Origin of the sequence: Pantoea sp. SM3 (assembly GCF_000963995.1) — a bacterium.
GTDB lineage: Bacteria > Pseudomonadota > Gammaproteobacteria > Enterobacterales > Enterobacteriaceae > Pantoea > Pantoea rwandensis_B.
On record NZ_JZRD01000029.1, the window covers coordinates 50,691 to 76,872 of the forward strand.

General features: G+C 53.5%; 26 protein-coding genes and 2 tRNA genes. 22 read left to right on the forward strand and 6 right to left on the reverse strand.

The annotated features are described in order from the left end of the window. Positions 1–114: 114 nt before the first annotated feature. Positions 115–591: a transcription elongation factor GreA gene (gene greA / locus VI01_RS16080; RefSeq protein ID WP_034826545.1), complete on the forward strand. Its 477-nt coding sequence runs from the start codon at positions 115–117 to the stop codon at positions 589–591. A gap of 128 nt (positions 592–719) precedes the next feature. On the opposite strand, the gene yhbY is transcribed toward greA, so the two are convergent. Further along, positions 720–1,013, reverse strand: coding sequence for a ribosome assembly RNA-binding protein YhbY (gene yhbY, locus VI01_RS16085; protein WP_034826542.1), 294 nt, complete (start codon positions 1,011–1,013; stop codon positions 720–722). A gap of 126 nt (positions 1,014–1,139) precedes the next feature. On the opposite strand from yhbY, the gene rlmE reads away from it, so the two are divergent. The 17 genes from rlmE to VI01_RS16165 all read left to right on the forward strand — a co-directional run bounded on the left by rlmE (position 1,140) and on the right by VI01_RS16165 (position 19,201). After that, positions 1,140–1,769 carry a 23S rRNA (uridine(2552)-2'-O)-methyltransferase RlmE gene (gene rlmE, locus VI01_RS16090; RefSeq protein WP_034826540.1) on the forward strand — a complete coding sequence of 210 codons (630 nt, stop codon included), beginning with the start codon at positions 1,140–1,142 and terminating at the stop codon, positions 1,767–1,769. A gap of 173 nt (positions 1,770–1,942) precedes the next feature. Continuing rightward, positions 1,943–3,874, forward strand: coding sequence for an ATP-dependent zinc metalloprotease FtsH (gene ftsH / locus VI01_RS16095; RefSeq protein WP_034826538.1), 1,932 nt, complete (start codon positions 1,943–1,945; stop codon positions 3,872–3,874). An 85-nt stretch (positions 3,875–3,959) separates the two neighbouring features. Beyond that, the gene (gene folP / locus VI01_RS16100) at positions 3,960–4,793 is read left to right on the forward strand and encodes a dihydropteroate synthase (RefSeq protein ID WP_034826536.1); all 834 of its coding nucleotides are present in this window, start codon (positions 3,960–3,962) and stop codon (positions 4,791–4,793) included. A gap of 3 nt (positions 4,794–4,796) precedes the next feature. Next, entirely contained in the window at positions 4,797–6,131 is a 1,335-nt protein-coding gene (glmM, locus tag VI01_RS16105; protein ID WP_038649421.1) for a phosphoglucosamine mutase, read from the forward strand. A 217-nt stretch (positions 6,132–6,348) separates the two neighbouring features. Next, on the forward strand, positions 6,349–6,684 hold the full coding sequence (gene secG / locus VI01_RS16110; protein WP_034826531.1) for a preprotein translocase subunit SecG: 336 nt from the start codon (positions 6,349–6,351) through the stop codon (positions 6,682–6,684). Positions 6,685–6,730: 46 nt separating this feature from the next. Next, positions 6,731–6,817 (forward strand) — tRNA-Leu (locus tag VI01_RS16115). Positions 6,818–6,876: 59 nt separating this feature from the next. Continuing rightward, positions 6,877–6,953, forward strand: a tRNA-Met gene (locus VI01_RS16120). Positions 6,954–7,164: 211 nt separating this feature from the next. Continuing rightward, positions 7,165–7,617, forward strand: a complete 453-nt coding sequence (rimP, locus tag VI01_RS16125; RefSeq protein ID WP_034826528.1) for a ribosome maturation factor RimP — start codon at positions 7,165–7,167, stop codon at positions 7,615–7,617. Between the two features lie 24 nt (positions 7,618–7,641). Next, positions 7,642–9,129 carry a transcription termination factor NusA gene (gene nusA / locus VI01_RS16130; RefSeq protein ID WP_034826526.1) on the forward strand — a complete coding sequence of 496 codons (1,488 nt, stop codon included), beginning with the start codon at positions 7,642–7,644 and terminating at the stop codon, positions 9,127–9,129. 17 nt (positions 9,130–9,146) lie between these two features. Beyond that, positions 9,147–11,837, forward strand: coding sequence for a translation initiation factor IF-2 (gene infB, locus VI01_RS16135; RefSeq protein ID WP_045815889.1), 2,691 nt, complete (start codon positions 9,147–9,149; stop codon positions 11,835–11,837). Between the two features lie 66 nt (positions 11,838–11,903). Then, complete coding sequence (gene rbfA, locus VI01_RS16140; RefSeq protein WP_034826517.1) at positions 11,904–12,311, forward strand: 30S ribosome-binding factor RbfA; 408 nt, start codon at positions 11,904–11,906, stop codon at positions 12,309–12,311. Continuing rightward, positions 12,311–13,255, forward strand: coding sequence for a tRNA pseudouridine(55) synthase TruB (truB, locus tag VI01_RS16145; protein WP_045815890.1), 945 nt, complete (start codon positions 12,311–12,313; stop codon positions 13,253–13,255). The genes rbfA and truB overlap by 1 nt, the downstream gene beginning before the upstream one ends. A gap of 134 nt (positions 13,256–13,389) precedes the next feature. After that, a complete protein-coding gene (gene rpsO, locus VI01_RS16150; RefSeq protein ID WP_034826514.1) occupies positions 13,390–13,659 on the forward strand; it encodes a 30S ribosomal protein S15 in 270 nt (89 codons plus the stop codon). Between the two features lie 311 nt (positions 13,660–13,970). Then, positions 13,971–16,106 (forward strand): polyribonucleotide nucleotidyltransferase, encoded by a 2,136-nt coding sequence (gene pnp, locus VI01_RS16155; protein ID WP_045815891.1) that lies wholly within the window; start codon positions 13,971–13,973, stop codon positions 16,104–16,106. Between the two features lie 129 nt (positions 16,107–16,235). Then, positions 16,236–17,120, forward strand: coding sequence for a lipoprotein NlpI (nlpI, locus tag VI01_RS16160; RefSeq protein ID WP_008104288.1), 885 nt, complete (start codon positions 16,236–16,238; stop codon positions 17,118–17,120). A 103-nt stretch (positions 17,121–17,223) separates the two neighbouring features. Beyond that, a complete protein-coding gene (yrbN, locus tag VI01_RS25955) occupies positions 17,224–17,280 on the forward strand; it encodes a protein YrbN (protein WP_100229640.1) in 57 nt (18 codons plus the stop codon). A gap of 16 nt (positions 17,281–17,296) precedes the next feature. After that, positions 17,297–19,201: a DEAD/DEAH family ATP-dependent RNA helicase gene (locus VI01_RS16165; protein WP_045815892.1), complete on the forward strand. Its 1,905-nt coding sequence runs from the start codon at positions 17,297–17,299 to the stop codon at positions 19,199–19,201. A 67-nt stretch (positions 19,202–19,268) separates the two neighbouring features. Here the strand turns inward: VI01_RS16165 and VI01_RS16170 are convergent, their stop codons facing one another. Further along, complete coding sequence (locus tag VI01_RS16170) at positions 19,269–20,015, reverse strand: SDR family NAD(P)-dependent oxidoreductase (protein WP_045815893.1); 747 nt, start codon at positions 20,013–20,015, stop codon at positions 19,269–19,271. A gap of 183 nt (positions 20,016–20,198) precedes the next feature. On the opposite strand from VI01_RS16170, the gene VI01_RS16175 reads away from it, so the two are divergent. After that, the gene (locus VI01_RS16175; protein WP_038649400.1) at positions 20,199–21,116 is read left to right on the forward strand and encodes an AraC family transcriptional regulator; all 918 of its coding nucleotides are present in this window, start codon (positions 20,199–20,201) and stop codon (positions 21,114–21,116) included. A 3-nt stretch (positions 21,117–21,119) separates the two neighbouring features. On the opposite strand, the gene VI01_RS16180 is transcribed toward VI01_RS16175, so the two are convergent. The 3 genes from VI01_RS16180 to VI01_RS16190 form a co-directional block, all read right to left on the reverse strand. Next, positions 21,120–22,130, reverse strand: coding sequence for a luciferase-like monooxygenase (locus VI01_RS16180; protein ID WP_038649397.1), 1,011 nt, complete (start codon positions 22,128–22,130; stop codon positions 21,120–21,122). A 115-nt stretch (positions 22,131–22,245) separates the two neighbouring features. Then, on the reverse strand, positions 22,246–23,130 hold the full coding sequence (locus VI01_RS16185) for a U32 family peptidase (RefSeq protein ID WP_045815894.1): 885 nt from the start codon (positions 23,128–23,130) through the stop codon (positions 22,246–22,248). 9 nt (positions 23,131–23,139) lie between these two features. After that, positions 23,140–24,135, reverse strand: coding sequence for a peptidase U32 family protein (locus VI01_RS16190; RefSeq protein ID WP_038649392.1), 996 nt, complete (start codon positions 24,133–24,135; stop codon positions 23,140–23,142). A 204-nt stretch (positions 24,136–24,339) separates the two neighbouring features. Here VI01_RS16190 and VI01_RS16195 point away from each other — a divergent pair, with 204 nt between their 5' ends. Beyond that, positions 24,340–24,864 carry an SCP2 domain-containing protein gene (locus VI01_RS16195; protein WP_038650280.1) on the forward strand — a complete coding sequence of 175 codons (525 nt, stop codon included), beginning with the start codon at positions 24,340–24,342 and terminating at the stop codon, positions 24,862–24,864. Beyond that, positions 24,858–25,364 (forward strand): GNAT family N-acetyltransferase, encoded by a 507-nt coding sequence (locus tag VI01_RS16200; protein ID WP_045815895.1) that lies wholly within the window; start codon positions 24,858–24,860, stop codon positions 25,362–25,364. Before VI01_RS16195 ends, VI01_RS16200 begins: the two co-directional genes overlap by 7 nt. Here the strand turns inward: VI01_RS16200 and VI01_RS16205 are convergent. Then, positions 25,348–25,635 (reverse strand): GIY-YIG nuclease family protein, encoded by a 288-nt coding sequence (locus VI01_RS16205; protein ID WP_038649386.1) that lies wholly within the window; start codon positions 25,633–25,635, stop codon positions 25,348–25,350. The two genes, VI01_RS16200 and VI01_RS16205, sit on opposite strands and share 17 nt — an antisense overlap. A gap of 82 nt (positions 25,636–25,717) precedes the next feature. Between VI01_RS16205 and VI01_RS16210 the strand changes: the two genes are divergently transcribed. Then, complete coding sequence (locus VI01_RS16210; RefSeq protein ID WP_045815896.1) at positions 25,718–26,158, forward strand: YhbP family protein; 441 nt, start codon at positions 25,718–25,720, stop codon at positions 26,156–26,158. Positions 26,159–26,182: the final 24 nt, after the last annotated feature.

The window sequence follows — 26,182 nt, forward strand, 5'->3', positions numbered from 1 at the left end:
TTCCGGGTCAGGCTTCTTTTGCTTGTGAAAAGAGGTAACGCGCCGCAGAAGCTGTTTTCTGCTGTCACCGGTCAGGATGACGCCGTTAACCAGGATAGATGACGAGGAGCCAAAATGAATCAGATTCCGATGACGTTGAAAGGCGCTGAGAGCCTGCGTGAAGAGCTGAACGAACTGAAAACCGTGAAGCGTCCGCGCATCATCGCCTCTATTGCCGAAGCCCGTGAGCACGGCGATCTAAAAGAAAATGCCGAATACCACGCTGCCCGTGAAGAGCAGGGTTTTTGCGAAGGCCGTATTCAGGAGATTGAAGCCAAACTCTCCAACGCTCAGGTGATTGATATCACGACGATGCCGAAAACAGGCCGCGTGATTTTTGGTGCTACCGTGACCATTTTGAATGTGGATACGGACGAAGAATTCACTTACCGCATCGTGGGTGATGATGAAGCTGACTTCAAACAAAACCTGATTTCAGTGAACTCGCCGATGGCGCGTGGTTTGATTGGAAAAGAAGCAGACGACGTTGCGATTGTGAAGACACCGGGCGGCGATGTGGAATATGAAGTGTTAAAGGTGGAATACCTTTAAGATATTGCTACGCTTTGAAATGTGTAGCCGCATATTGTAAAGAAAGGAAAAAGGCCGCATAGCGGCCTTTTATCCCATGCAGGAGCATGGCACTTTCTCTGCCCGTCATGGCAGCCTTTACGGCTTAATTAACGTGGCAGAGTAATTTTGCGCTCTTTTGCAGGGCGATACAGCACCAGCGTGTTGCCGATGACCTGTACGTTACAAGCTTTTGTTTCACGTACGATAGCGTCAACGATCAGCTGCTTGGTCTCACGATCTTCAGAGGCAATTTTCACCTTGATCAATTCGTGATGCTCGAGCGCCAGTTCGATTTCAGCGAGCACGCCTTCGGTCAAGCCATTACCGCCCAGCATAACAACGGGCTTAAGTGGATGGGCAAGGCCTTTGAGGTGCTGTTTTTGTTTGGTACTCAGATTCATCGTATTTTTTACTTACTCAGGGATTGAAAACGGTTCATTCTACCGCCATCTCGGGTATATCGCCAAATCAACGCGACTCATTGCGTACTGATTTATCGCTACGATGAAGATTTAATTGGAAAAATTATGACGGGTAAAAAGCGTTCGGCCAGTTCCAGTCGCTGGCTACAGGAACACTTTAGCGATAAATATGTGTTGCAGGCACAGAAAAAGGGGTTGCGTTCGCGCGCCTGGTTTAAACTGGACGAAATTCAGCAGGGTGACAAGCTTTTCAAACCCGGCATGACAGTGGTAGATCTGGGTGCTGCACCCGGTGGTTGGTCGCAATATGCGGTACAACAGATTGGATCCAACGGTCGTATTATTGCCTGTGACTTGCTCCCCATGGACCCGATTGTCGGTGTCGATTTTCTACAGGGCGACTTTCGTGAAGAGGCAGTGCTGAACGCATTGCTGGAGCGAGTAGGTGACCAAAAGGTGCAAGTTGTCATGTCTGACATGGCGCCGAACATGAGTGGTACACCTGCGGTTGATATTCCACGATCGATGTATTTGGTAGAGTTGGCGCTGGAAATGTGTCGGGATATCCTGGCGCCTGGCGGCAGTTTTGTAGTGAAAGTGTTTCAGGGAGATGGCTTCGAGGAATACCTGCGGGAAATTCGCTCCCTATTTACGAAAGTGAAAATTCGTAAGCCAGACGCTTCTCGTTTACGTTCGCGTGAAGTGTATATTGTGGCGACAGGGCGCAAACTATAGCCCTCGGTACCGGAATCAAAGCAAGGCGAACTGCGTTTACTCTGATGTGTAATTCTGAGTTTCAGTGGAAAGCAGTAAAATCATCAGCGCCGCGATTCCAGGTCTGAAGGATATATAGTACCCTACGCTGTCTGTTAACACCGTTGTAATATGAGGTTAATCCCTTGAGTGACATGGCGAAAAACCTGATTCTCTGGTTAGTCATCGCGGTCGTGCTGATGTCTGTCTTCCAGAGCTTTGGGCCCAGCGAGTCGAATGGCCGTAGGGTTGATTATTCAACCTTCCTGTCGGAAGTGAACCAGGATCAGGTCCGCGAGGCACGTATTAACGGGCGTGAGATTAACGTTGTCAAAAAAGACAGTAATAAATATACGACTTACATTCCTGTCAACGATCCTAAGTTGCTTGATAACCTCTTGACCAAAAACGTCAAAGTGATTGGCGAACCACCAGAAGAGCCAAGCCTGCTGGCTTCCATCTTCATCTCCTGGTTCCCAATGCTGCTGTTGATTGGCGTTTGGATCTTCTTTATGCGGCAGATGCAGGGCGGCGGTGGCAAAGGCGCAATGTCCTTTGGCAAGAGTAAAGCCCGCATGCTGACCGAAGACCAGATCAAGACCACGTTTGCAGATGTCGCAGGTTGCGATGAAGCGAAAGAAGAAGTGGGTGAACTGGTTGAATATCTGCGCGAGCCAAGCCGCTTCCAGAAACTGGGTGGTAAGATCCCGAAAGGCGTCCTGATGGTCGGCCCTCCGGGTACTGGTAAAACCTTGCTGGCTAAAGCGATTGCTGGCGAAGCAAAAGTACCGTTCTTCACTATCTCCGGTTCTGACTTTGTTGAAATGTTCGTGGGTGTCGGTGCATCTCGTGTGCGTGACATGTTCGAGCAGGCGAAGAAAGCCGCACCGTGCATCATCTTTATCGATGAAATCGATGCCGTAGGCCGTCAACGTGGCGCTGGTTTAGGCGGTGGTCATGATGAACGTGAGCAGACGCTGAACCAGATGCTGGTGGAGATGGATGGCTTCGAAGGTAATGAAGGCATCATTGTTATCGCCGCAACTAACCGTCCAGACGTACTTGACCCCGCGCTGCTGCGCCCAGGTCGTTTTGACCGCCAGGTTGTGGTCGGTCTGCCAGATGTTCGCGGTCGTGAACAGATTTTGAAAGTGCATATGCGTCGTGTGCCGCTGGCCACTGACATCGATGCAGCGATCATCGCACGTGGTACGCCGGGCTTCTCGGGTGCTGACCTCGCTAACCTTGTCAACGAAGCGGCACTGTTTGCTGCACGTGGCAACAAGCGTGTGGTCTCGATGGTTGAGTTCGAGAAAGCGAAAGACAAAATCATGATGGGTGCAGAACGTCGCTCCATGGTGATGACGGAAGCGCAGAAAGAATCCACCGCTTACCACGAAGCGGGCCATGCAATTATTGGTCGTCTGGTACCGGAACACGATCCGGTGCACAAAGTGACGATTATTCCGCGTGGACGTGCGCTGGGTGTGACCTTCTTCCTGCCAGAAGGCGATGCGATTAGCGCCAGCCGCCAGAAACTTGAAAGTCAGATTTCGACGCTGTACGGCGGTCGTCTGGCGGAAGAGATCATTTACGGCGCAGAACACGTTTCTACCGGTGCATCTAACGATATTAAAGTCGCCACTAACCTGGCGCGCAACATGGTGACGCAGTGGGGCTTCAACGAGAAGTTAGGTCCGTTGCTGTATGCTGAAGAAGAAGGCGAAGTGTTCCTCGGCCGCTCTGTGGCCAAGGCTAAACACATGTCAGATGAAACAGCACGCATCATCGACCAGGAAGTTAAACACCTGATCGATAGCAACTACCAACGTGCTCGTGTTCTGCTGGGTGAGAACATGGACATCCTTCACGCGATGAAAGACGCGCTGATGAAGTATGAAACCATTGATGCGCCACAGATTGATGACTTGATGGCTCGCCGTGAAGTTCGCCCACCTGCAGGTTGGGATGATTCAGGCAGCAGCAGTTCATCGGACAACAATGGCACGCCAAAGGCGCCACGTCCGGTTGATGAACCGCGTACGCCAAATCCTGGCAACACCATGTCAGAACAGCTCGACAAATAAGAGGCCACAAACCTCAGCAAAAACCCCGGCCGGTCCGGGGTTTTTTACATTCAGTGATACCGTGATTCCCAAGGAGATTCCCGCCATGAAGTTGTTCGCCCGTGATTCCCATCTCGATCTGTCGTTTCCCCATGTGATGGGTATTTTGAATGTCACGCCGGACTCCTTCTCTGATGGCGGAACACACAACACATTGGTGGATGCGCTGACCCATACCAATGAGATGGTGAATGCGGGCGCAACCATCATTGATGTCGGCGGGGAATCTACACGGCCAGGTGCCGATGAAGTCAGCGTAGATGAAGAGTTAGCGCGCGTGATTCCGGTAGTGGAAGCCATTGCTCAGCGTTTTGAAGTGTGGATTTCCGTGGATACATCAAAGCCAGAAGTGATACGTGAATCAGCTCGAGTGGGTGCTCACATCATTAATGATATTCGCTCACTGTCAGAACCGGGTGCCTTGGCAGCAGCAGCAGAAACCGGTCTGCCGGTGTGTCTGATGCATATGCAGGGCGAACCTCGTACCATGCAGCAAGCACCTGAATATCAGAATATCGTGGGTGAAGTGGACGCTTACTTCCATGCACAGATTGCACGCTGCGAAGCGGCAGGCATTAAAAAAGAGAATCTGTTGCTCGACCCTGGCTTCGGTTTCGGTAAGAATCTCAACCACAATTATCAACTGCTGGCAGAACTCAGCCATTTCCACCATTTTGGCTTACCGCTACTGGTCGGAATGTCACGTAAATCGATGATTGGCCAGCTGTTAAATGTCGGCCCGACGCAGCGTCTGACCGGCAGCCTGAGCTGTGCGGTGATTGCCGCTATGCAGGGCGCACAAATTATTCGCGTGCATGATGTTAAAGAGACTGTCGAAGCGATGCGTATTGTTGAAGCGACACGGAGAGCAAAAGGATAAAGCATGAGTAATCGTAAATATTTCGGTACAGATGGTATTCGTGGCAAGGTCGGTGAAGCGCCGATTACCCCTGATTTTGTCCTGAAGCTGGGTTTTGCTGCGGGTAAGGTCCTGGCGCGTTCGGGTTCTCGTAAAGTATTGATTGGTAAAGACACACGCATTTCTGGCTATATGCTGGAATCGGCACTGGAAGCCGGCCTGGCTGCAGCCGGTTTGTCGGCGGCCTTTACGGGACCTATGCCAACGCCCGCGATTGCCTATCTGACGCGTACCTTCCGCGCAGAAGCCGGTATCGTGATCTCTGCATCGCATAATCCTTTCGACGATAACGGCATCAAATTCTTCTCTGCGGAAGGCACTAAATTACCGGATGAAGTGGAAGAGGCCATCGAGCTTGAGTTAGAGAAGCCGCTGACCTGTGTCGAGTCCGCTGAGCTGGGGCGCGCCAGCCGTATTGTTGACGCTGCCGGCCGCTATATTGAGTTCTGTAAAGGCACATTCCCGAGCGAGTTAAGCCTCAACGGCCTGAAAATTGTGGTGGATTGCGCTAATGGTGCGACCTATCACATCGCGCCTAACGTGCTGCGTGAATTGGGCGCTAAGGTGATTGCGATTGGCGTTCAGCCCGATGGCATGAACATCAACAAAGAGTGCGGCGCAACCGATCTCCGCATGCTGCAGCAGCGCGTGCTGGAAGAGAAGGCCGATTTGGGCCTTGCTTACGATGGCGATGGCGACCGCATCATGATGGTTGATCATCTGGGCATGAAGGTCGATGGTGACCAGATTCTCTACATCATTGCTCGTGAAGCGTTGCGTCAGGGGCAACTGCGCGGCGGCGTGGTGGGCACGTTGATGAGTAATATGGGGCTGGAACTGGCGTTGAAACAGTTGGGCATTCCCTTCACGCGTGCCAAAGTGGGTGACCGCTACGTGCTGGAAAAAATGCAGGAGAAGGGCTGGCGCATGGGGGCTGAAAACTCTGGCCATGTCATCCTGCTGGACAAAATCAGTACCGGTGACGGCATCGTGGCAAGTTTGCAAGTGCTCACTGCTATTGTGCGTAATCACATGAGTCTGCATGATTTGTGCAGTGGCATGAAAATGCTGCCGCAGGTTCTGGTCAACGTACGCTTCAGCGGCAGTCATGATCCTCTGGAATCCGAGAGCGTTAAAGCCGTTAGTGCTGAAGTCGAAAAAACGTTAGCAGGGCGTGGTCGTGTACTGTTACGTAAATCCGGTACTGAACCGCTGATTCGCGTGATGGTTGAGGGGGAAGACGAAACTTTAGTCACCGAGTTGGCGCATAAAATTGCTGATGCAGTGAAAGCGGTTTAAAGGTGTTATCAGGCGGCGAGATCTCGACTTTCCGCCTGTTAAATCACCACCCTGGCGTTTTTTTCCGCAATCAATAAAGTTCGTGAAAATTGCGCTTGCAGAGGTATGCCCCATTGGTTAGTATTCACACCCGCTTCTGATGGGTGATGACGATACTCCCCGTCAATATTGGTGAAGCTTTAACTGTGCGGATAACGCGCAAGGAAACAGGTTGATTATGTACGAAGCTCTGTTAGTTGTTTTCCTTATTGTTGCGATTGGCCTTGTAGGTCTGATCATGCTTCAGCAAGGCAAAGGCGCTGATATGGGAGCCTCATTCGGTGCAGGCGCCTCTGGTACACTGTTCGGTTCAAACGGGTCTGGTAACTTCATGACACGTATGACTGCAGTACTGGCGACCCTGTTCTTCATTATCAGCTTGATCCTGGGCAATCTGAACACGAACAAGTCTTCTAAAGGAAGCGAGTGGGAAAACCTCACTGCGCCAGCTCAGTCTGAACAGCAGACTCAGCCAGCTAAACCGGCAACCCCGGGCAATGATATCCCGCAGTAACATCGTCAATGCTTTAGCGGCAACATAACGTCGCAGTCAGTGCAGTACCGAGGTGGTGAAATTGGTAGACACGCTACCTTGAGGTGGTAGTGCTCGAAAGGGCTTACGGGTTCAAGTCCCGTCCTCGGTACCAAATCTCAGTAAAACTTGCTTTTTTAGCAAGGTCGGCGTATTATTCGCCACGTTTTCGGACGCGGGGTGGAGCAGCCTGGTAGCTCGTCGGGCTCATAACCCGAAGGTCGTCGGTTCAAATCCGGCCCCCGCAACCACTTTCCCTTAGAGTTCTTTTTCAAATATACTGTATGCATCGACGGACGCATCCTCAGTGTTTTTTGAAAAAAATTCTTTTGGATTGTGTGCCGAAGCCGCTATGCGGCGTACAGGGTCCAGTCACAAAAAGCCCCGAATTTTCGGGGTTTTTTGTTATCAGGAATCGCAATACTGGGCTATAGGCCCTTTTTTTATGTCTTGGGGGTGGGCTTGTCCACATTAGAGCAAAAATTGACTGATTTGATCACCGCTCCAGTAGAAGCGCTTGGCTACGAATTGGTCGGTATCGAATTCGTTCGCGGTCGCACATCGACTTTGCGCATCTATATTGATAGTGAGAATGGTATCAATGTTGATGATTGTGCCGATGTTAGCCACCAGGTCAGCGCGGTAATGGATGTGGAAGATCCCATTACGGTGGCTTACAACCTTGAAGTCTCCTCGCCAGGTCTCGAGCGTCCTCTTTTCACTGCTGAACACTATGCACGTTTCGCCGGTGATGAGGTGAGCCTGACACTGCGCATGGCCGTACAGAACCGCCGTAAATGGCAGGGGATCATCAAATCCGTGGAAGGTGAGATGATCACGGTAACCGTTGAGGGTAACGATGAGGTGTTCGCGCTGAGTAATATTCAGAAAGCGAACCTGGTCCCCCACTTTTAAAAGTCCGGATTGAGGCTAACCAGGATGAACAAAGAGATCTTAGCTGTAGTAGAAGCCGTTTCTAACGAAAAAGCCCTGCCACGTGAGAAAATCTTCGAAGCGCTTGAGAGCGCTTTGGCCACTGCGACTAAAAAGAAGTATGAGCAAGAGATCGAAGTGCGCGTCAGCATTGACCGTCGCAGCGGTGATTTCGATACTTTCCGTCGCTGGCAGATTGTGGAAGAAGTGACACAGCCGACTCGTGAAATTACGCTGGATGCGGCCCGCTTTGAAGACGAAGCGTTCAATCTGGGCGAATACGTTGAAGACCAGATCGAATCTGTCACCTTCGACCGTATCACCACCCAAACCGCTAAGCAGGTTATCGTACAGAAAGTACGTGAAGCTGAGCGCGCGATGGTGGTTGATCAGTTCCGTCAACACGAAGGTGAAATCATCACCGGCGTGGTGAAGAAAGTAAACCGCGACAGTATCTCACTCGATCTGGGCAGCAATGCTGAAGCTGTGATCGGACGTGAAGATATGCTGCCACGTGAAAACTTCCGTCCAGGCGACCGTATTCGCGGCGTGTTATATGCCGTTCGCCCGGAAGCGCGTGGGGCACAGCTGTTTGTCACTCGTTCTAAACCAGAAATGCTGATCGAACTGTTCCGCATTGAGGTGCCAGAAATCGGTGAAGAAGTTATCGAGATCAAAGCGGCTGCGCGCGATCCAGGTTCACGCGCTAAAATCGCGGTGAAAACCAACGATAAACGTATTGATCCGGTAGGCGCTTGTGTGGGTATGCGCGGTGCGCGCGTCCAGGCTGTATCAAGCGAGCTGGGTGGCGAGCGTATCGATATCGTGCTGTGGGACGATAACCCGGCGCAGTTCGTGATTAACGCCATGGCGCCAGCCGATGTGGCGTCAATCGTGGTGGATGAAGACAATCACACCATGGATATCGCTGTTGAAGCCGGTAATCTGGCTCAGGCGATCGGCCGTAACGGCCAAAACGTGCGTCTGGCTTCCCAACTGAGCGGTTGGGAACTGAACGTGATGACCGTCGATGATCTGCAGGCTAAGCATCAGGCTGAAGCTCACGCAGCGATCGATATGTTCACCAAACATCTCGACATCGACGAAGAGTTCGCCACCGTACTGGTGGAAGAGGGCTTCTCTTCGCTGGAAGAATTGGCTTACGTGCCAATCAACGAGTTGCTGGAAATCGACGGCCTCGACGAAGAGACCATTGAAGCCCTGCGTGAACGAGCAAAAAATGCGTTGACCACCCTGGCATTAGCGAAAGAAGAGAGCCTTGGTAATCAGGAGCCCGCTGAGGATCTTCTGAATCTTGAGGGCCTGGATCGTGCGCTGGCGTATCGCCTGGCGTCTAAAGGCGTTTGCACGCTGGAAGATCTCGCTGAGCAAGGTGTTGACGATCTGACAGATATTGAAGGGCTGGATGATGAGAAGGCCGGTGCGCTGATTATGGCTGCACGTAATATCTGCTGGTTCGGCGATGACGCGTAATAACAGGAAGGAACAGCATGACAGATGTAACCGTAAAATCGCTGGCCGCCGAAATTCAGACTCCGGTCGATCGCCTGGTACAGCAATTTGCTGACGCAGGGATCCGCAAGTCTGAAAACGATGCGGTGTCCCAGCAAGAGAAAGAAACCTTACTGTCCCATTTGAATCGTGAGCACGGTCAGACCGGTTCAAGTAAACTGACATTACAGCGCAAAACGCGCAGCACCTTGAATATTCCCGTCACCGGGGGTAAAAGTAAGTCGGTGCAAATCGAAGTCCGCAAAAAACGCACATACGTGAAAGGTGATGCTGAGTCTGAGCAAGCTCAGGCAGAAGCTGAAGCCGAGGCGCAGCGTGAAGCGGAAGAGCAGGCGCGTCGCGAGGCGGAAGAACAAGCCCGTCGCGAAGCTGAACAAAAAGCGCAACGTGAAGCCGAAGATAAAGCCAAGCGCGAAGCCGCTGAAAAGGCCAAGCGTGAAGCAGCGGAAAATGAGAAAGTGACTAATCAACCTACCGATGAAGTAACCAAGGCTGCGCAGTCTGATAAGGCGCGTCGTGAAGCCGAAGCGGCTGAACTGAAACGCAAAGCGGAAGAAGAAGCACGCCGTAAGCTGGAAGAAGATGCTCGCCGTGTGGCAGAAGAAGCCCGCCGCCTGGCTGAAGAGAAATCAGCTGAATGGGAAAAACCAGAGGAAGAAGACAAAGGCGACTACCATGTCACCACTTCCACTCATGCCCGTCAGGCTGAAGACGAAAACGACCGCGAAGTTGAAGGCGGACGTGGACGTGCGCGTACCACCAAAGCAGCGCGCCCAGCCAAAAAAGGCAACAAGCATTCTGAAGCGAAAACTGATCGCGAAGAAGCGCGTGCGCAGTTCCGTGGTGGTAAAGGTGGTAAAAACCGTAAGCCAAGCGCACTGCAGCAGGGCTTCAACAAACCCGTTCAGGCTGTTAACCGTGATGTGATCATCGGCGAAACCATTACTGTTGCCGAACTGGCAAACAAAATGGCGGTGAAAGGCTCACTGGTTATCAAAGCGATGATGAAAATGGGCGCAATGGCAACCATTAACCAAGTCATCGACCAGGAAACAGCCCAGTTGGTTGCGGAAGAAATGGGTCACAAAGTGATCCTGCGCCGCGAGAACGAACTGGAAGAAGCGGTGATGGACGATCGTGATACCGATGCAGCGCAGGAGTCACGCGCTCCGGTGGTCACTATCATGGGTCACGTTGACCATGGTAAAACCTCGCTGCTGGACTATATCCGCTCAACCAAAGTCGCCTCAGGCGAGGCTGGCGGTATTACACAGCATATCGGTGCTTACCACGTTGAAACTGACAACGGTATGGTAACCTTCCTGGATACCCCGGGCCACGCCGCGTTTACCGCGATGCGTGCACGTGGTGCGCAGGCAACGGATATCGTTATTCTGGTGGTTGCTGCCGATGACGGCGTGATGCCACAGACTATCGAAGCCATCCAGCACGCCAAAGCGGCCAAAGTGCCGGTTGTGGTTGCGGTGAACAAGATTGATAAGCCAGAAGCAGACCCGGATCGCGTGAAGAATGAACTGACCCAGTACGGAATCATTCCGGAAGAGTGGGGCGGTGAAAACATGTTCGTTAACGTCTCTGCGAAAGCGGGTACCGGTATTGATGACCTGCTGAATGCGATTCTGCTGCAGGCTGAAGTACTGGAACTGACCGCCATTCGTGAAGGTATGGCGAGCGGCGTGGTTATCGAATCCTTCCTCGACAAAGGTCGTGGCCCGGTTGCGACCGTGCTGGTGCGTGAAGGTACGCTGAACAAAGGCGATATCGTACTGTGCGGCTTCGAATACGGCCGTGTCCGTGCGATGCGTGACGAACTGGGTCGTGAAGTGCTGGAAGCGGGTCCATCCATTCCAGTGGAAATCCTTGGTCTGTCTGGTGTGCCAGCAGCGGGTGATGAAGCGACTGTTGTGCGTGATGAGAAGAAAGCACGTGAAGTTGCACTGTATCGTCAGGGCAAATTCCGCGAAGTGAAACTGGCGCGTCAGCAGAAGTCGAAGTTGGAGAACATGTTCGCCAACATGACCGAAGGCGAAGTGTCCGAGCTGAATATCGTGCTGAAGTCCGACGTACAGGGCTCAGTGGAAGCGATCTCCGACTCGCTGCTGAAACTCTCCACCGACGAAGTGAAGGTGAAGATTATCGGTTCGGGCGTGGGTGGTATCACCGAAACCGACGCGACCCTGGCAGCGGCTTCCAACGCCATCATCCTCGGCTTTAACGTCCGTGCTGACGCTTCTGCGCGTCGCGTGATTGACGCTGAAAATGTGGACCTGCGCTACTACTCCGTTATCTATAATCTGATTGACGAAGTAAAAGCAGCCATGAGCGGCATGCTGGCACCGGAATTCAAACAGCAGATCATCGGTCTGGCCGAAGTGCGTGACGTATTTAAGTCACCGAAATTTGGCGCCATTGCTGGCTGTATGGTCACCGAAGGCAACATCAAACGTCACAACCCGATTCGCGTACTGCGCGACAACGTGGTGATTTACGAAGGCGAGCTGGAATCTCTGCGTCGCTTTAAAGACGATGTCAACGAAGTGCGTAACGGCATGGAGTGTGGTATCGGCGTGAAGAACTACAACGACGTTCGCGTTGGTGACATGATCGAAGTCTTTGAAGTGATTGAAATTAAACGCACCATCGATTGATCATCACTTGATGTGTTGCAATTTGGGAGGCCTCTGGCCTCCCGAATTATTTGGGAGAAAGAAAAAATGGCAAAAGAATTTGGCCGCCCACAGCGCGTATCTCAGGAACTGCAGAAAGAAATCGCAATTATCCTGCAACGTGAAATTAAAGACCCGCGCCTTGGCATGATGGTAACGGTATCCGGTGTAGAAGTGTCGCGCGACCTGGCGTATGCCAAAGTCTTCGTGACCTTTTTGAATGATCAGGATGAAGATGCGGTAAAAAATGGCCTGAAAGCGCTGAAAGAAGCCTCGGGTTATATCCGTATTCTGGTAGGGAAAGCGATGCGTCTGCGTATCGTGCCTGAACTGACCTTCTTCTATGACAACTCGCTGATCGAAGGGATGCGGATGTCAAACCTGGTTAGCAACGTGATCAAGAGTGACGTTGAGCGTCGTGGTGAAAGCCCGGCGGAAGATGACAAGGAGGACTAATGAGTCGTCCTCGTCGTCGCGGTCGCGACGTCCACGGTGTGTTTTTGCTGGATAAGCATCAGGGCGCATCCTCAAACGATGTGCTGCAGAAAGTGAAGCGTCTGTTTCACGCGAACAAAGCGGGCCACACCGGAGCGCTTGATCCGCTGGCGACAGGCATGCTGCCGATCTGCCTCGGTGAAGCGACGAAGTTCTCGCAGTTCCTGCTCGATTCCGATAAACGCTATCGTGTTATTGCCCGCCTTGGCGAGCGTACGGATACCTCAGACGCTGATGGCAATATCGTCGAAACGCGCCCGGTGACCTTCAATCAAGCCCAGCTTGATGCGGCGCTGGAGAGCTTCCGTGGTGACACCTTACAGGTACCCACCATGTTCTCTGCGCTAAAGTATCAGGGCCGCAAGCTGTATGAGTACGCGCGTGAAGGCATTACCGTACCGCGTGAAGCGCGTCCGATTACCGTGTTTGAACTGCAGTTTATACGCTGGGAAGGCGATGAGCTGGAGCTGGAAATTCACGTTTCCAAAGGTACCTATATTCGTACCATCATCGATGACCTCGGTGAGAAGCTCGGCTGTGGCGCACATGTGATTATGTTGCGTCGTTTGCAGGTGGCGAAGTATCCGATTGAGCGCATGATCACCTTTGAGCAGTTGCAGGCGATGGCGGCGGAAGCCAACGCAGCAGAAACGCCAGACTACAGTGCACTTGATGCGCTGCTGCTGCCGATGGATAGCCCAGCGGAAGAGTTCCCCATCGTGAATTTGTTGCCCTCTGTCGCCGCTTATTTCAAGCAGGGGATGCCAGTGCAGGCGGCGAATGCGCCTGAACAGGGGTTAGTGCGTGTCACTGAAGGTGAAGAGCACAAATTTATCGGCATGGCTGAAATCGCCGAGGATGGGCGCGTGGCGCCGCGTCGTCTGGTGGTTGAGTTTCCCGCCTAATCATTAAGCTCACTTAGACCTAACGGCGCATTTGCGTTGCTATGTGGCGAAGAGTAGAATAGCGCGGCTTTTAAAGCGGGCTGCTGAATTAGAGATCGGCACCCAACCATTCATTTATTATTTCGGAGTTCATTATGTCTCTAAGCGTAGAAGCTAAAGCAGAGATCGTTGCTAAATTCGGTCGTGGTGCTAACGACAGCGGTTCAACTGAAGTTCAGGTTGCTCTGCTGACTGCTCAGATTAACCACCTGCAGGGTCACTTCTCTGAGCACAAAAAAGACCACCACAGCCGTCGCGGTCTGCTGCGCATGGTATCTCAGCGTCGTAAGCTGCTGGACTACCTGAAGCGTAAAGACGTAGCACGTTACACCAGCCTGATCGAAACCCTGGGTCTGCGTCGCTAAGTCTGAAGAATCTGATCAACGATGTAGCACATGCACTATGCAGAAAAGCGCATCTGACGATCAGATTTGTGCGAGTTTCGCGAAAAGGGGGCCTTTATGGCCCCTTTTTTCGAGCAATCCGCAGCATTCCGTACCAAACTCATGTATTGTTGCTGAGAGTGATCTTTGCTTGCAGCGTTTCGCGCGGCTAATGAGAGGCTTTACCGCATGAGCGGTTGAAGATTGTCATTAGTCGCGAGGATGCAACTAAAGATCGGTAAACCCCGGCGAGCCCAAAAGTGCTCAGCCCCTCGAATTTAAGGACTTAAATTTTGCTGAACCCGATCGTACGCAAATTCCAATATGGTCAGCATACCGTCACGCTGGAAACCGGCATGATGGCGCGCCAGGCCACTGCAGCAGTTATGGCGAGCATGGATGACACCGCGGTATTCGTGACTGTTGTTGGCCAGAAAAAAACCAAACCAGGTCAGGATTTCTTCCCGCTGACGGTTAACTATCAGGAGCGTACTTACGCTGCTGGTCGTATCCCGGGTAGCTTCTTCCGTCGTGAAGGCCGTCCAAGCGAAGGCGAAACCCTGATTTCTCGTCTGATTGACCGTCCAGTGCGTCCACTGTTCCCGGAAGGTTTCATCAACGAAGTGCAGGTTATTGCGACCGTTGTTTCTGTCAACCCACAGGTTAACCCGGACATCGTTGCGATGATCGGTGCCTCTGCAGCATTAGCGCTGTCTGGTCTGCCATTCAACGGCCCAATCGGTGCAGCGCGCGTAGGTTACATCAACGATCAATACGTACTGAACCCAACTGCTGATGAGATCAAACAATCTCGTCTGGATCTGGTTGTGGCAGGTACGCAGAACGCGGTTCTGATGGTTGAATCAGAAGCTGACATCCTGACTGAAGATCAGATGCTGGGCGCGGTGGTATTCGGCCACGATCAGCAGCAGGTTGTGATTGAAAACATCAACGCACTGGTTGCTGAAGCAGGCAAACCGCGTTGGGATTGGCAACCAGAGCCAGCAAACGATGCACTGATTGCACGTGTTGCTGCACTGGCAGAAGCCGGCATCGCTGATGCTTACCGCATCACTGATAAGCAAGAGCGTTACACGCAAGTTGGCGCAGTTAAAGACGCGACTATCGCGGCGCTGCAGGCTGAAGACGAAACGCTGGATGCTGGCGAAATCGCTGACATCGTTCACGATCTCGAGAAGAGCGTCGTGCGTAGCCGTATCATCCGTGGTGAGCCACGTATCGATGGCCGCGAAAAAGATATGATTCGTGGTCTGGACGTGCGCACTGGCGTACTGCCGCGTACTCACGGTTCTTCTCTGTTCACCCGTGGTGAAACTCAGGCTCTGGTCACTGCAACTCTGGGTACTGCCCGTGATGCACAGAATCTGGACGAGCTGATGGGCGAGCGTACTGACAGCTTCCTGTTCCACTACAACTTCCCTCCGTACTCTGTGGGCGAAACCGGTATGGTTGGCTCACCGAAGCGTCGTGAAATTGGTCACGGCCGTCTGGCGAAGCGTGGCGTGCTGGCAGTAATGCCTAAGCAAGAATCCTTCCCGTACACCGTACGTGTAGTGTCAGAAATCACTGAATCTAACGGTTCTTCTTCTATGGCTTCCGTGTGTGGTGCTTCTCTGGCACTTATGGACGCAGGCGTACCGATCAAAGCTGCCGTTGCTGGTATTGCTATGGGTCTGGTTAAAGAAGACGAAAACTTCGTGGTTCTGTCTGATATCCTGGGTGACGAAGACCACCTCGGTGATATGGACTTCAAAGTTGCGGGCAGCCGCGACGGTATCACTGCGCTGCAGATGGATATCAAAATTGAAGGTATCACCCGCGAAATCATGCAGGTTGCTCTGAACCAGGCTAAAGGTGCTCGTCTGCACATCCTGAGCGTTATGGAGCAGGCAATCAGCACGCCACGTCAGGAGATCTCTGAGTTCGCACCACGCATCTACACCATCAAAATTAACGCTGATAAGATCAAAGATGTCATCGGTAAAGGTGGTTCTGTCATCCGTGCGCTGACTGAAGAGACCGGCACCACCATCGAAATTGAAGATGATGGCACCGTGAAGATCGCAGCAACTGATGGCAACAAAGCAAAAGAGGCGATCCGTCGCATCGAACAGATTACGGCTGAAATCGAAGTGGGCCGTATCTATGAAGGTAAAGTCACCCGTATCGTTGATTTCGGTGCCTTCGTTGCTATCGGCGGCGGTAAAGAAGGTTTGGTACACATCTCTCAGATCGCTGACAAGCGTGTTGAGAAAGTGACCGATTACCTGCAGATGGGTCAGGAAGTTCCAGTCAAAGTGATGGAAGTGGACCGTCAGGGCCGCGTACGCCTGAGCATCAAAGAAGCGACAGAGCAGAAACCAGCGGAAGAAGCTACCGCTGCGACGAATGCACCTGACGCCGAGTAAGCGTTTACTGATTGGCTTCTCCCTGCTCTGCGGGGAGAAGTGTTTGGATCATCGCGAGGGCGGGAATCCTTGTGCACAGCAGGCGGATGACAGGATGGTTATCCCAATGTTTGTATTCGGGAGTGGGAAATGAAGCCTTTTTTGCGCTGGTGTTTTGTTGCGACAGCTATCACGCTGGCAGGATGCAGCAACTCCAATTGGCGTAAGAACGAAGTTCTGGCAGTACCTTTGCAGCCCACACTGCAGCAAGAGGTGATCCTGGCGCGAATGGAACAAATTCTTGCCAGTCGTGCCCTGACCGATGATGAACGCGCACAGCTATTATATGAGCGCGGAGTGTTGTATGATAGTTTGGGTCTGAGGGCATTAGCGCGGAACGATTTTTCGCAAGCGCTGTCTATAAGACCGGATATGCCTGAGGTATTTAACTACCTCGGTATATATTTAACGCAGGCAGGCAATTTTGATGCTGCCTATGAAGCGTTTGATTCTGTACTTGAGCTTGATCCAACTTACAACTATGCGCATTTAAACCGTGGTATCGCCCTCTATTACGGCGGTCGATACAAGTTAGCGCAAGATGATCTGCTGGCGTTTTATCAAGACGATCCTAACGATCCTTTCCGCAGCCTTTGGCTCTATCTCGTTGAAAGCGATATGGACGCCGACAAGGCCAAAGTCACGCTGAGACAGCGACATGACAAAGCGGTCCGGGACCAATGGGGATGGAATATTGTCGAGTTCTACCTTGGCGACATCAGTGAAAAAACGCTGATGGAACGTCTCAAGGCGGACGCAACGGATAACACCTCGCTCGCTGAACATCTCAGTGAAACCAACTTCTATTTAGGTAAGTACTACCTAAGTCTGGGGGAGAAGGACGACGCGAAAGCGTTGTTCAAACTGGCGGTCGCTAACAATGTTAACAACTTTGTTGAGCACCGATACGCATTGTTGGAACTGGCGCAACTCGGCCAGACACAAGACGATTTATCAGAATCTGACCAGCAATAGCTGACGAACTTTTATTGCCTGAATACTTGTAAAGTCATCATCTTCAAGGTGAGGGCTTTTCTGTTCGTCAAAACTTCTAATTTGAGCCGGTTCACACTTTTTGATGAAAATGACTGAAAATTTTCACGACGAGTTATGTAGACTGGCCGCCGCAATCTAAGAGGCACGTGTACTACATGACTGATATTCAAACCACTTTTTCTGACCTTGGCCTGAACGCTGACATCCTCGAATCACTGAACGGCATGGGCTACGAAAAGCCATCCCCAATCCAGGCTGAGTGTATTCCTCACCTGCTGGCGGGCCGTGATGTGCTGGGTATGGCGCAGACCGGGAGTGGTAAAACAGCGGCATTCTCCCTGCCGTTACTGAACAACATTGATCCAACTGTCCGCGCACCACAGATTCTGGTGCTGGCTCCAACCCGCGAACTGGCTGTTCAGGTTGCTGAAGCCATGACGGAATTCTCTAAACACATGCGTGGCGTGAATGTGGTTGCCCTGTACGGCGGCCAGCGTTATGACGTTCAGCTGCGCGCACTGCGCCAAGGACCACAGGTTGTCGTAGGTACGCCTGGTCGTCTGCTGGACCACCTGAAACGCGGCACGTTAGATCTGTCTAACCTGCGCGGTCTGGTGCTGGACGAAGCTGATGAAATGCTGCGTATGGGCTTCATCGAAGACGTTGAAACCATCATGGCGCAGATCCCAGACGGTCACCAGACCGCGCTGTTCTCAGCAACCATGCCAGAAGCGATTCGTCGTATCACCAAACGCTTCATGAAAGATCCACAGGAAGTACGCATTCAGTCAAGCCTGACCACGCGTCCTGACATTTCTCAGTCTTACTGGACCGCTTACGGCCGTAAAACTGACGCGCTGGTGCGTTTCCTGGAAGCGGAAGACTTCGATGCTGCCATCATCTTCGTGCGTACCAAAAACGCCACGCTGGAAGTGGCTGAAGCGCTGGAGCGCAGCGGCTATAACAGCGCAGCACTGAACGGTGACATGAACCAGGCTCTGCGTGAGCAGACACTGGAGCGCCTGAAAGATGGTCGTCTGGATATCCTGATCGCAACCGACGTTGCAGCACGTGGTCTGGACGTTGAGCGTATCAGCCTGGTTGTTAACTATGACATCCCAATGGATGCTGAGTCTTACGTTCACCGTATCGGCCGTACTGGTCGTGCAGGTCGTGCGGGCCGTGCGCTGCTGTTCGTTGAGAACCGCGAGCGTCGTCTGCTGCGTAACATCGAACGCACCATGAAGCTGACTATTCCAGAAGTTGAACTGCCAAATGCAGAACTGCTGAGCGAGCGCCGTCTGGCTAAATTCGCCGCCAAAGTACAGCTGCAACTGGAAAGCAGCGATCTGGATATGTACCGTGCACTGCTAAGCAAAATGCAGCCGGGCGAAGATCTGGATCTCGAAACACTGGCCGCAGCACTGCTGAAAATGGCACAGGGCGAACGTCCACTGATTCTGCCACCAGAAGCACCACGCCCACCACGTCGTGAGTTCCGCGACCGTGATGATCGTCGCGATTCACGTGACTCACGTGGTCCACGCGAAAACCGTGGCGATCGCGGTGACCGTGATGGCGCTCCTCGTCGCGAACGTCGTGACGTTGGCGAAATGCAGCTGTACCGCATTGAAGTGGGCCGTGATGATGGTGTTGAAGTTCGTCATATCGTGGGCGCGATCGCTAACGAAGGTGACATCAGCAGCCGTTACATCGGTAACATCAAGCTGTTTGGTACCCACTCAACTATCGAGCTGCCAAAAGGTATGCCGGGCGAAGTTCTGCAACACTTCACTCGCACGCGCATTCTGAACAAGCCGATGAACATGCAGTTGATGGGTGATGCTCCTGCGTTCGAACGTAGTGAACGTCGTCCAGGCGGTCGTGATGGTGAGCGTCGTGGTAATGGCGCACCGCGTGGCGAAGGCGCGCCGCGTCGCTTCTCTGAGCGTCGTGAAGGTGGTCGTGACTCAGGCCGTGAAGGCGGACGCTTCAGCCGTGAAGGCGGTCGTGGCCCACGTCCAGAAGGTGCTTCTGCACCACGTCGTCGTGACGCTTAAGCGATTAACGCTTAAAAATAAAAAGGGACGCCTCGGCGTCCCTTTTTTTATGTTCGTAAATTAAACGTTACACGCCGCCGGCAATCAACACCCGCTCTCCACTGACGTAGGCTGACTCTTCTGAAGCCAGAAACAGGGCAACCTGCGCCACATCTTCCGGCAGACCAAATCGTCCCAACGGCGTAGCAGCGATCAGTTTCGCTTTGACATCCGGATTCATCTTCTTGGCAGCCAGTAAACCTTCGGTCAGGATGATTCCCGGTGCTAGCGCATTGACGCGGATATTACGCGGCCCGAGCTCACGCGCCAGGCCTTGGGTTAAGGTATCAATCGCCCCTTTGGTCGCTGCCCATAACACCGAGCCGGGCGTGCTGCGTTGGCTGTTAAGGGCGCTCAGGTTAATGATGGTGCCCCCGCGAGCCGGGAAATGTTTCGCCGCATGCTGGCAGACCAGTAACGTGCCCAATACATTTACATTGAGCTGCTGCTGCATTTCACTGAGGCTGAGTTCGGCGAAATCGCCGTGATGGAAAATACCGGCATTGTTGACCACGATATCCGGTGCGCCAAACTGCTCGATGCTGCGCGCGAATAAACGCTGCACATCGGCCTCGCGGGAGATATCTGCTTGTACCGCAATGGCATCGCTGCCTAGCTCGCAGATGTCCGTGACCACATCTGCCGCACCCGCTTCATCCTGGCGGTAATTAACAATGACGCGAGCGCCGGCCGCCGCGAAAGTCATAGCAATGGCGGCGCCAATGCCTTTCGAGGCGCCCGTCACCAGCGCGATTTTGCCTTCAAGTGCTTTCATTGTGTTTCTCCACCTGAGAATTCGGGGAAGGGTAAGCATGCGCTGTCCCTACAATTTTGCGGTAGCGCAATCCTGCAAGCTTTTTGCACAATCCTGCAAATGTGCTGTGCAGGGACTAGGCGTAACGCGAGCGAAAGGCGAGAATGCGGGGACAGTGATCACTCATCACGGAGTGCGCAACGCATGATTCATCAGGAACAGTGGCAGCAGTTGGTGGCGATGATCGCTCGCCATACCCCCGAAGATGGCCGCCACTTCAGCCCCATCGATTTTCTCTCTTTTGGCCGAAGCTCCAAACCCACGAGCCTGTCGCACATTGCCACCTGGGCCAGTTTTGCACTGGTGGCGCAAGGGCAAAAAGCATTGCGCATGGGTGAAGACGTGATGCATTACGGACCGGGCGATCTGCTGTTAGTGACGCTGGATATGCCGGTGCAATCCTGCGTGGTGCAGGCTACGGCGGAAAAACCGAATCTGGGCGTCGGGATCACCATCAACGAAACGCGCCTGATGCACTACCTCGAACATTTTCCGCTGCAGCAGATTGGCGCAACGGTAACCAATGAACGTGGGATTACGGTACACAAAGTGGCGCCGCCACTGGTCGATGCCGTGATCCGCCTGATTGAGCTGCTGGATCAGCCCCAGGATATTCCGGCGCTGGCACCGTTAATTGAACAGGAAATTTTCTATCGACTCCTCACCGGTCCAGAAGGGCCGCGCATCCTCAACATGGCGTTGACGGAACGGCCGGGCAACAAAGTGGCGCGCGCGGCACGCTGGCTACGCGAAAACTTTCATCAGCCGCTTAAGATGGATCAGCTGGCCAGCAGCGTGGGCATGAGTATTTCATCGCTGCATCATCACTTCAAATCGGTCACAGCCATGACACCAATGCAGTATCAAAAGCAGCTGCGTCTTAACGAAGCGCGGCGTCTGATGCTGATTGATAAGTTGGATGCGGGAACCGCAGGGTATCGCGTGGGGTATCAGAGTGCTTCACAGTTTAGCCGCGAATACAGCCGCTTTTACGGGCAATCGCCAGCGCGGGATGTGCGCATGGTCGCAGTGGGGCCAGAAGGCCTGTCCCCACCGCAGTAAGCTTTACAGTGAACGAGCGGCTTCCATGGCCAGCGCGAACGAGCGCAGGCGGGCTTGCGGATCGAAAATCTGGCCATTAACCATGATTTCATCGGCCTGCGTTTCACGCATCAGCGCAGCCAGTCCCTGACGCACTTTATCGCTGTCACCGACAATCGACATGCTCAACGCCTGCTGTACACCGTACTGCTCTGATGGCGACCACAGGTTGTCCATGTTCTCGACCGGTGCAGGCAGCGGGCCGGGTTTGCCACGGCGCAGATTAATAAATTGCTGCTGCATCGAGGTAAACAGGAAGCGCGCATCGCGCTCGCTATCCGCCGCGACCACGTTGACGCACACCATGGCATACGGTTTTGCCAGACGCGCTGAAGGCTTGAATTTCTCACGATAGAGATGCAGTGCCTGGAACAACAGGTCCGGTGCAAAGTGGGAAGCAAAGGCGAACGGCAGGCCGAGCTGCGCGGCCAGCTGTGCGCTGTAGAGGCTGGAGCCCAACAGCCAGACAGGAATTTTCAAGCCTAAACCCGGCACTGGCTGCACTGGCGGATGTTCACCTTCTTCGGCATCAAACCAACGAATCAGTTCTGCCACATCTTCCGGGAAGCTATCCGCCTGGGCGCTGGAGAGATGGCGGCGCAGCGCGAGCATGGTGCGCTGGTCAGAACCCGGTGCACGGCCCAGCCCTAAATCAATACGGCCCGGGTATAACGATTCGAGCGTACCAAACTGTTCAGCGATCACCAGCGGTGCGTGGTTGGGCAGCATAATACCGCCAGAACCGAGGCGCAGAGTTTCGGTATTCGCGGCCAGATAGCCAATCAACACGGAGGTTGCCGCACTGGCGATACCGGTCATGTTGTGGTGCTCAGCAAGCCAGTAACGATGGAAACCAAGGGCTTCAGATTGACGCGCCAGCGCCAGCGAATTGTGGAAAGCTTCGCGCGCAGCAGAACCTTGCGGGATAGGTGCAAGATCCAGTACGGAAAGGCGAACTGTTTTTTTCTCAGACATGGGCACTCCAGATAAGGATGGCGCAGGTGTTATCAGACCTGCGCCAGTCAGTATTACGCATCATTACCCATATTAAAACTGCTATTAACAGCGGGAATATAGCCGGAATGTGCCTTTAGCGTCCGCCTTCAAGCGCCATACCGGCCAAACGACGCCAGTAACCATTGCAGTCACTGCCGCGCGCCATCATCAGCGGCGCTTCGCCGGCTTCGTTCGCGCGGAAGCGATCGACCTCTGCCAGCGTAGTTTCATCCTGCGGCGAGAGGCGCACGATGTCGATCCAGTTATGCATACCGGCCAAATCGTTACCGAGGTTATAACAGTAGCCGCTCATGGTCTGGATGCCATTCAACACAAACACCTGCTGGCCCTCCTGCGACAGCACACGGCGGCCGGTAGGATAGTTAATACAGCAAGTCTGGCAGTCATCTTTGGCGCGATTTTCGGAACGGGCGGTAAAGCAACGTGCTGACAGCGCCAGTGGCAGATGGCCATAGCCGATCACTTCCACTTCAAACTTGTCACGCAGGCCTGCGGCATTGCACTGCTGCAATAGCTGAATCAGCCAGTCGCGCGACATCTCGACCGGCAAACACCAGCGCGTCATACCTTCTTTTAGCAGCAGCTGCAGTGTTTGCGCGTTGTAGACGTTAAGCGTCGGCCCGGCGACAAACGGCAGCTTACGCTCGGCCGCCATGTTAACGGTGCCGATGTCGTTGGCTTCCAGCAAAAATTCCCCGTTCTCCACATAGCGCCGCAGCTCTTTGACTTCCGAAGGTGACTGCAACAGCGCCAGCGTGCTGAGCACCACCTGTTTGCCGTGTTGTGCCAGATAACGGCCTAATTCCATCCATTGCTGGAATGGGGTCGCACGACGTTTACTGCATACCGCTTCGCCGAGGTAGATGATGTCAGCAGAGCTGTCGGCTGCCTGCTGATAAAAGTGTTCCAGCGTCTCCGTTGGCCAGTACCATAGCACCGGCCCGATGGCATATTTCATAGCGTCTCCTCACTGCCAGCTGCGGTGATAGGCACCGAGCGTGGTCTGGCTACCTTCAGAAAGTTCGCCCAGCGCGCGCATCCAGGGTTCCTGCACCGCGAATTGCTCGGGCGAGGCCATGCAGCGATCAATCGCCTGGCGCCACACTTTTGCTACTTGCGCCACATAAGCCGGACTGCGCTGGCGGCCTTCAATTTTTACCGAAGCGATATTGGCGCGTAGCAACTCCGGCAACAGCGATAAGGTGTTCAGGCTGGTGGGTTCTTCCAGCACGTGATAGCGCTGGTCATCCACTTCATAGCGCCCTTTACACAGAGTGGGATAACCGGCGCTCTCATCGGCGCTGTAACGATCAATCAGCACTTCATTCAGGCGTGATTCCATTCCCTGCGGCGTTTGCTGCCAGCGCACGAATTTTGCCGGCGAGCAGGCACCCGCACTGTTGGGTGATTCCCCCGTCAGCCAGGAGGAGAGATAGCAACGGCCTTCCGCCATAATGCACAGGCTGCCAAAGGCAAACACTTCCAGCGGCACCGGTGTTTCACGCGCCAGCTGTTTCACCTGATGCATCGACAGTACGCGTGGCAACACCACGCGGCTGAGATCGAAATGGCGATGGTAAAAGTGGATGGCCTGCAAATTTGTGGCCGAAGCTTGCACGGAAAGATGGCGTTCCACCTGCGGATAACGCTGCGCGGCATACTCCAGCGTGGCGATATCGGCGAGAATCAAGGCATCTGCGCCGTTCTGCGCCGCCACATCAATGGCCGTTTGCCAGCGATTCATCCCATCAGGATGGGCAAAGGTGTTGATGGCCACGTGCAGCTTGCGGCGGTGCTGATGCAGGAAGCGCGCCGCTTCTGCCAGCTTCTTGTCAGTAAAATTAAGGCCAGCAAAGTGGCGGGCATTGGTGTCATCTTTCAAACCGACATACACTGCATCGGCGCCATGCTCCACCGCCGATTTCAGCGCAGGTAAATTCCCCGCTGGACACAGCAGTTCCATACATTTCCTCCCCCCGAATTCCGAAGCGTTAAAGTGTAGGGAAGGCGACAGGCGTGAATGTTGATTTAAGGCAGTGAAAGCGTCACTCAGCATGCAGAGTGAAGGTTATTTAATCAATTGTTCAGCGATTTCCTTGATCTCAGTGGAGGCGAGGGCGCCTGGATGTGGCAATATAGGTAAAATTTTCTGAAGGGATTGTTGATGATGTTTTCGCGCTTACGCGGCCTGATGGTGAAAAAAGGCCCAGAATTCCTTACCTTACCTGTTTCACTCACCCCATTCCCTGTAAAAAAAGTGGTTTTGCAACAACTCTTAAACTGGCAATTTCGTCATGCTTTGTCTGAAGGTGAGTTAGACTTTCTGGAAGGGCGCTTTCTGGGGATTGAGATTGCAGATGTGAATCTGCGCTGGATCACCACCTTGCAGAATGGACGCCTGACCGTTTCACGCGACGCCGAGGCAGATGTCTGGTTCCGCGGTGAAGCCAACGACTTGTTGCTGGTGGCAGCACGCAAAGCAGACCCCGATATGTTGTTCTTCCAACGCCGTCTGGTGATTGAGGGCGACACGGAGCTGGGTTTGGAGGTGAAGAATTTGATGGATGCCATTGAACTGGAGGCCATGCCCACGCCTTTGCGCACGGGGTTGCAGCAGCTGGCTGCCTTTGTTGAGGCAGGAATGAAACAGGACGCGGAGGCCGCTGAGGCGCGCGCGGGGATCTCATGTTAATTCGTACTGAAATTGGTGTAGATGCGGCGGGCATCGACACGTTATTGAAGCGCAGTTTTGCGACCTCCGCCGAGGCTGAACTGGTGCAGCAGCTACGTGAAGATGGTCTGTTAACGCTGGGTGTGGTGGCCACGGACGATGAAGGGCAGGTGTTGGGTTATGCCGCCTTTAGCCCGGTGACCTTGCAAGGTGAAGACCGCAACTGGGTGGCGCTGGCGCCGCTGGCGGTAGATGAATCCGTTCGTAAGCAGGGCATTGCCAAACAGCTGGTGTATGAAGGGCTCGATTCCCTGAACGAGTTCAGCTACAGCGCGGTGGTGGTCTTGGGCGATCCCGAATTCTACAACCCATTGGGCTTCGAACCGGCGGCACGTCATGGCTTGCACTGTCGCTGGCTGGGCAGTGAAGCGGCGTTTCAGGTGTACAAGTTAGCGGATGATGCGTTTACGGGCGCTGAAGGGCTGATCGCATTCGCTGAACCTTTTAATCGTTTCGATTAAACCATGCGTTCAGGCATGCAGGCTGCTGTGCAACCAGCAGCAGCTTTTGCGTGCGGCTGAGCTGCTTCACCTGATATTCCAAACGCGAAGCGGCCGCGCGATCGCCGGCATCACAGTTAAACACCAGCGTCAGCGGACCCTTGCCACGCAATGCGCGTGCACCTTTTCCGCTCTGATGTTGCTGCAGGCGACGATGCACATCGGTGGTAATGCCGGTGTAAATCATCCCGGCGGCGGTTTGCAGCATGTAAAGCTGCCAGCCCTGTTGCATATATGACTTTTCCTGTTCGATGGCTGTTGGGCAGTGTAGCGCGCTTAGGTTAACCTCGCTATGTGCCGCATGGAGTTGCATTGTGTCTGACCATTCTCATCTTATTCGCTATCTCAAAAAACAGCGTGCCCTGTCATTGTGCGCCAGTCATGGCGACGATCTGTGGTGTGCAAACTGCTTTTACGTCTTCGATGAAACGCGTATGGCATTTTGGTTGATGACCGAACCCGATACGCGACACGGCACCCTTATGCAAGCCCATCCGCGCGTGGCGGGCACGGTTAACGGCCAGCCGAAAACCGTGTTGCTAATCAAAGGCGTGCAGTACAGTGGCCGAATTCAGCGGCTAAATGGCGAGCGTGAAGCCCAGGCGCGTCACGCTTACCAGAACCGTTTTCCGATTGCCCGCAAGGTTCAGGCACCATTATGGGAAATCACGCTGGATGCAGTGAAGATGACCGACAACGCGCTGGGTTTCGGCAAAAAAATTGTCTGGCAGCGAGACAATACCGGCGAAAGTTAAATTTCCGCGCCCGATCAAACTTAC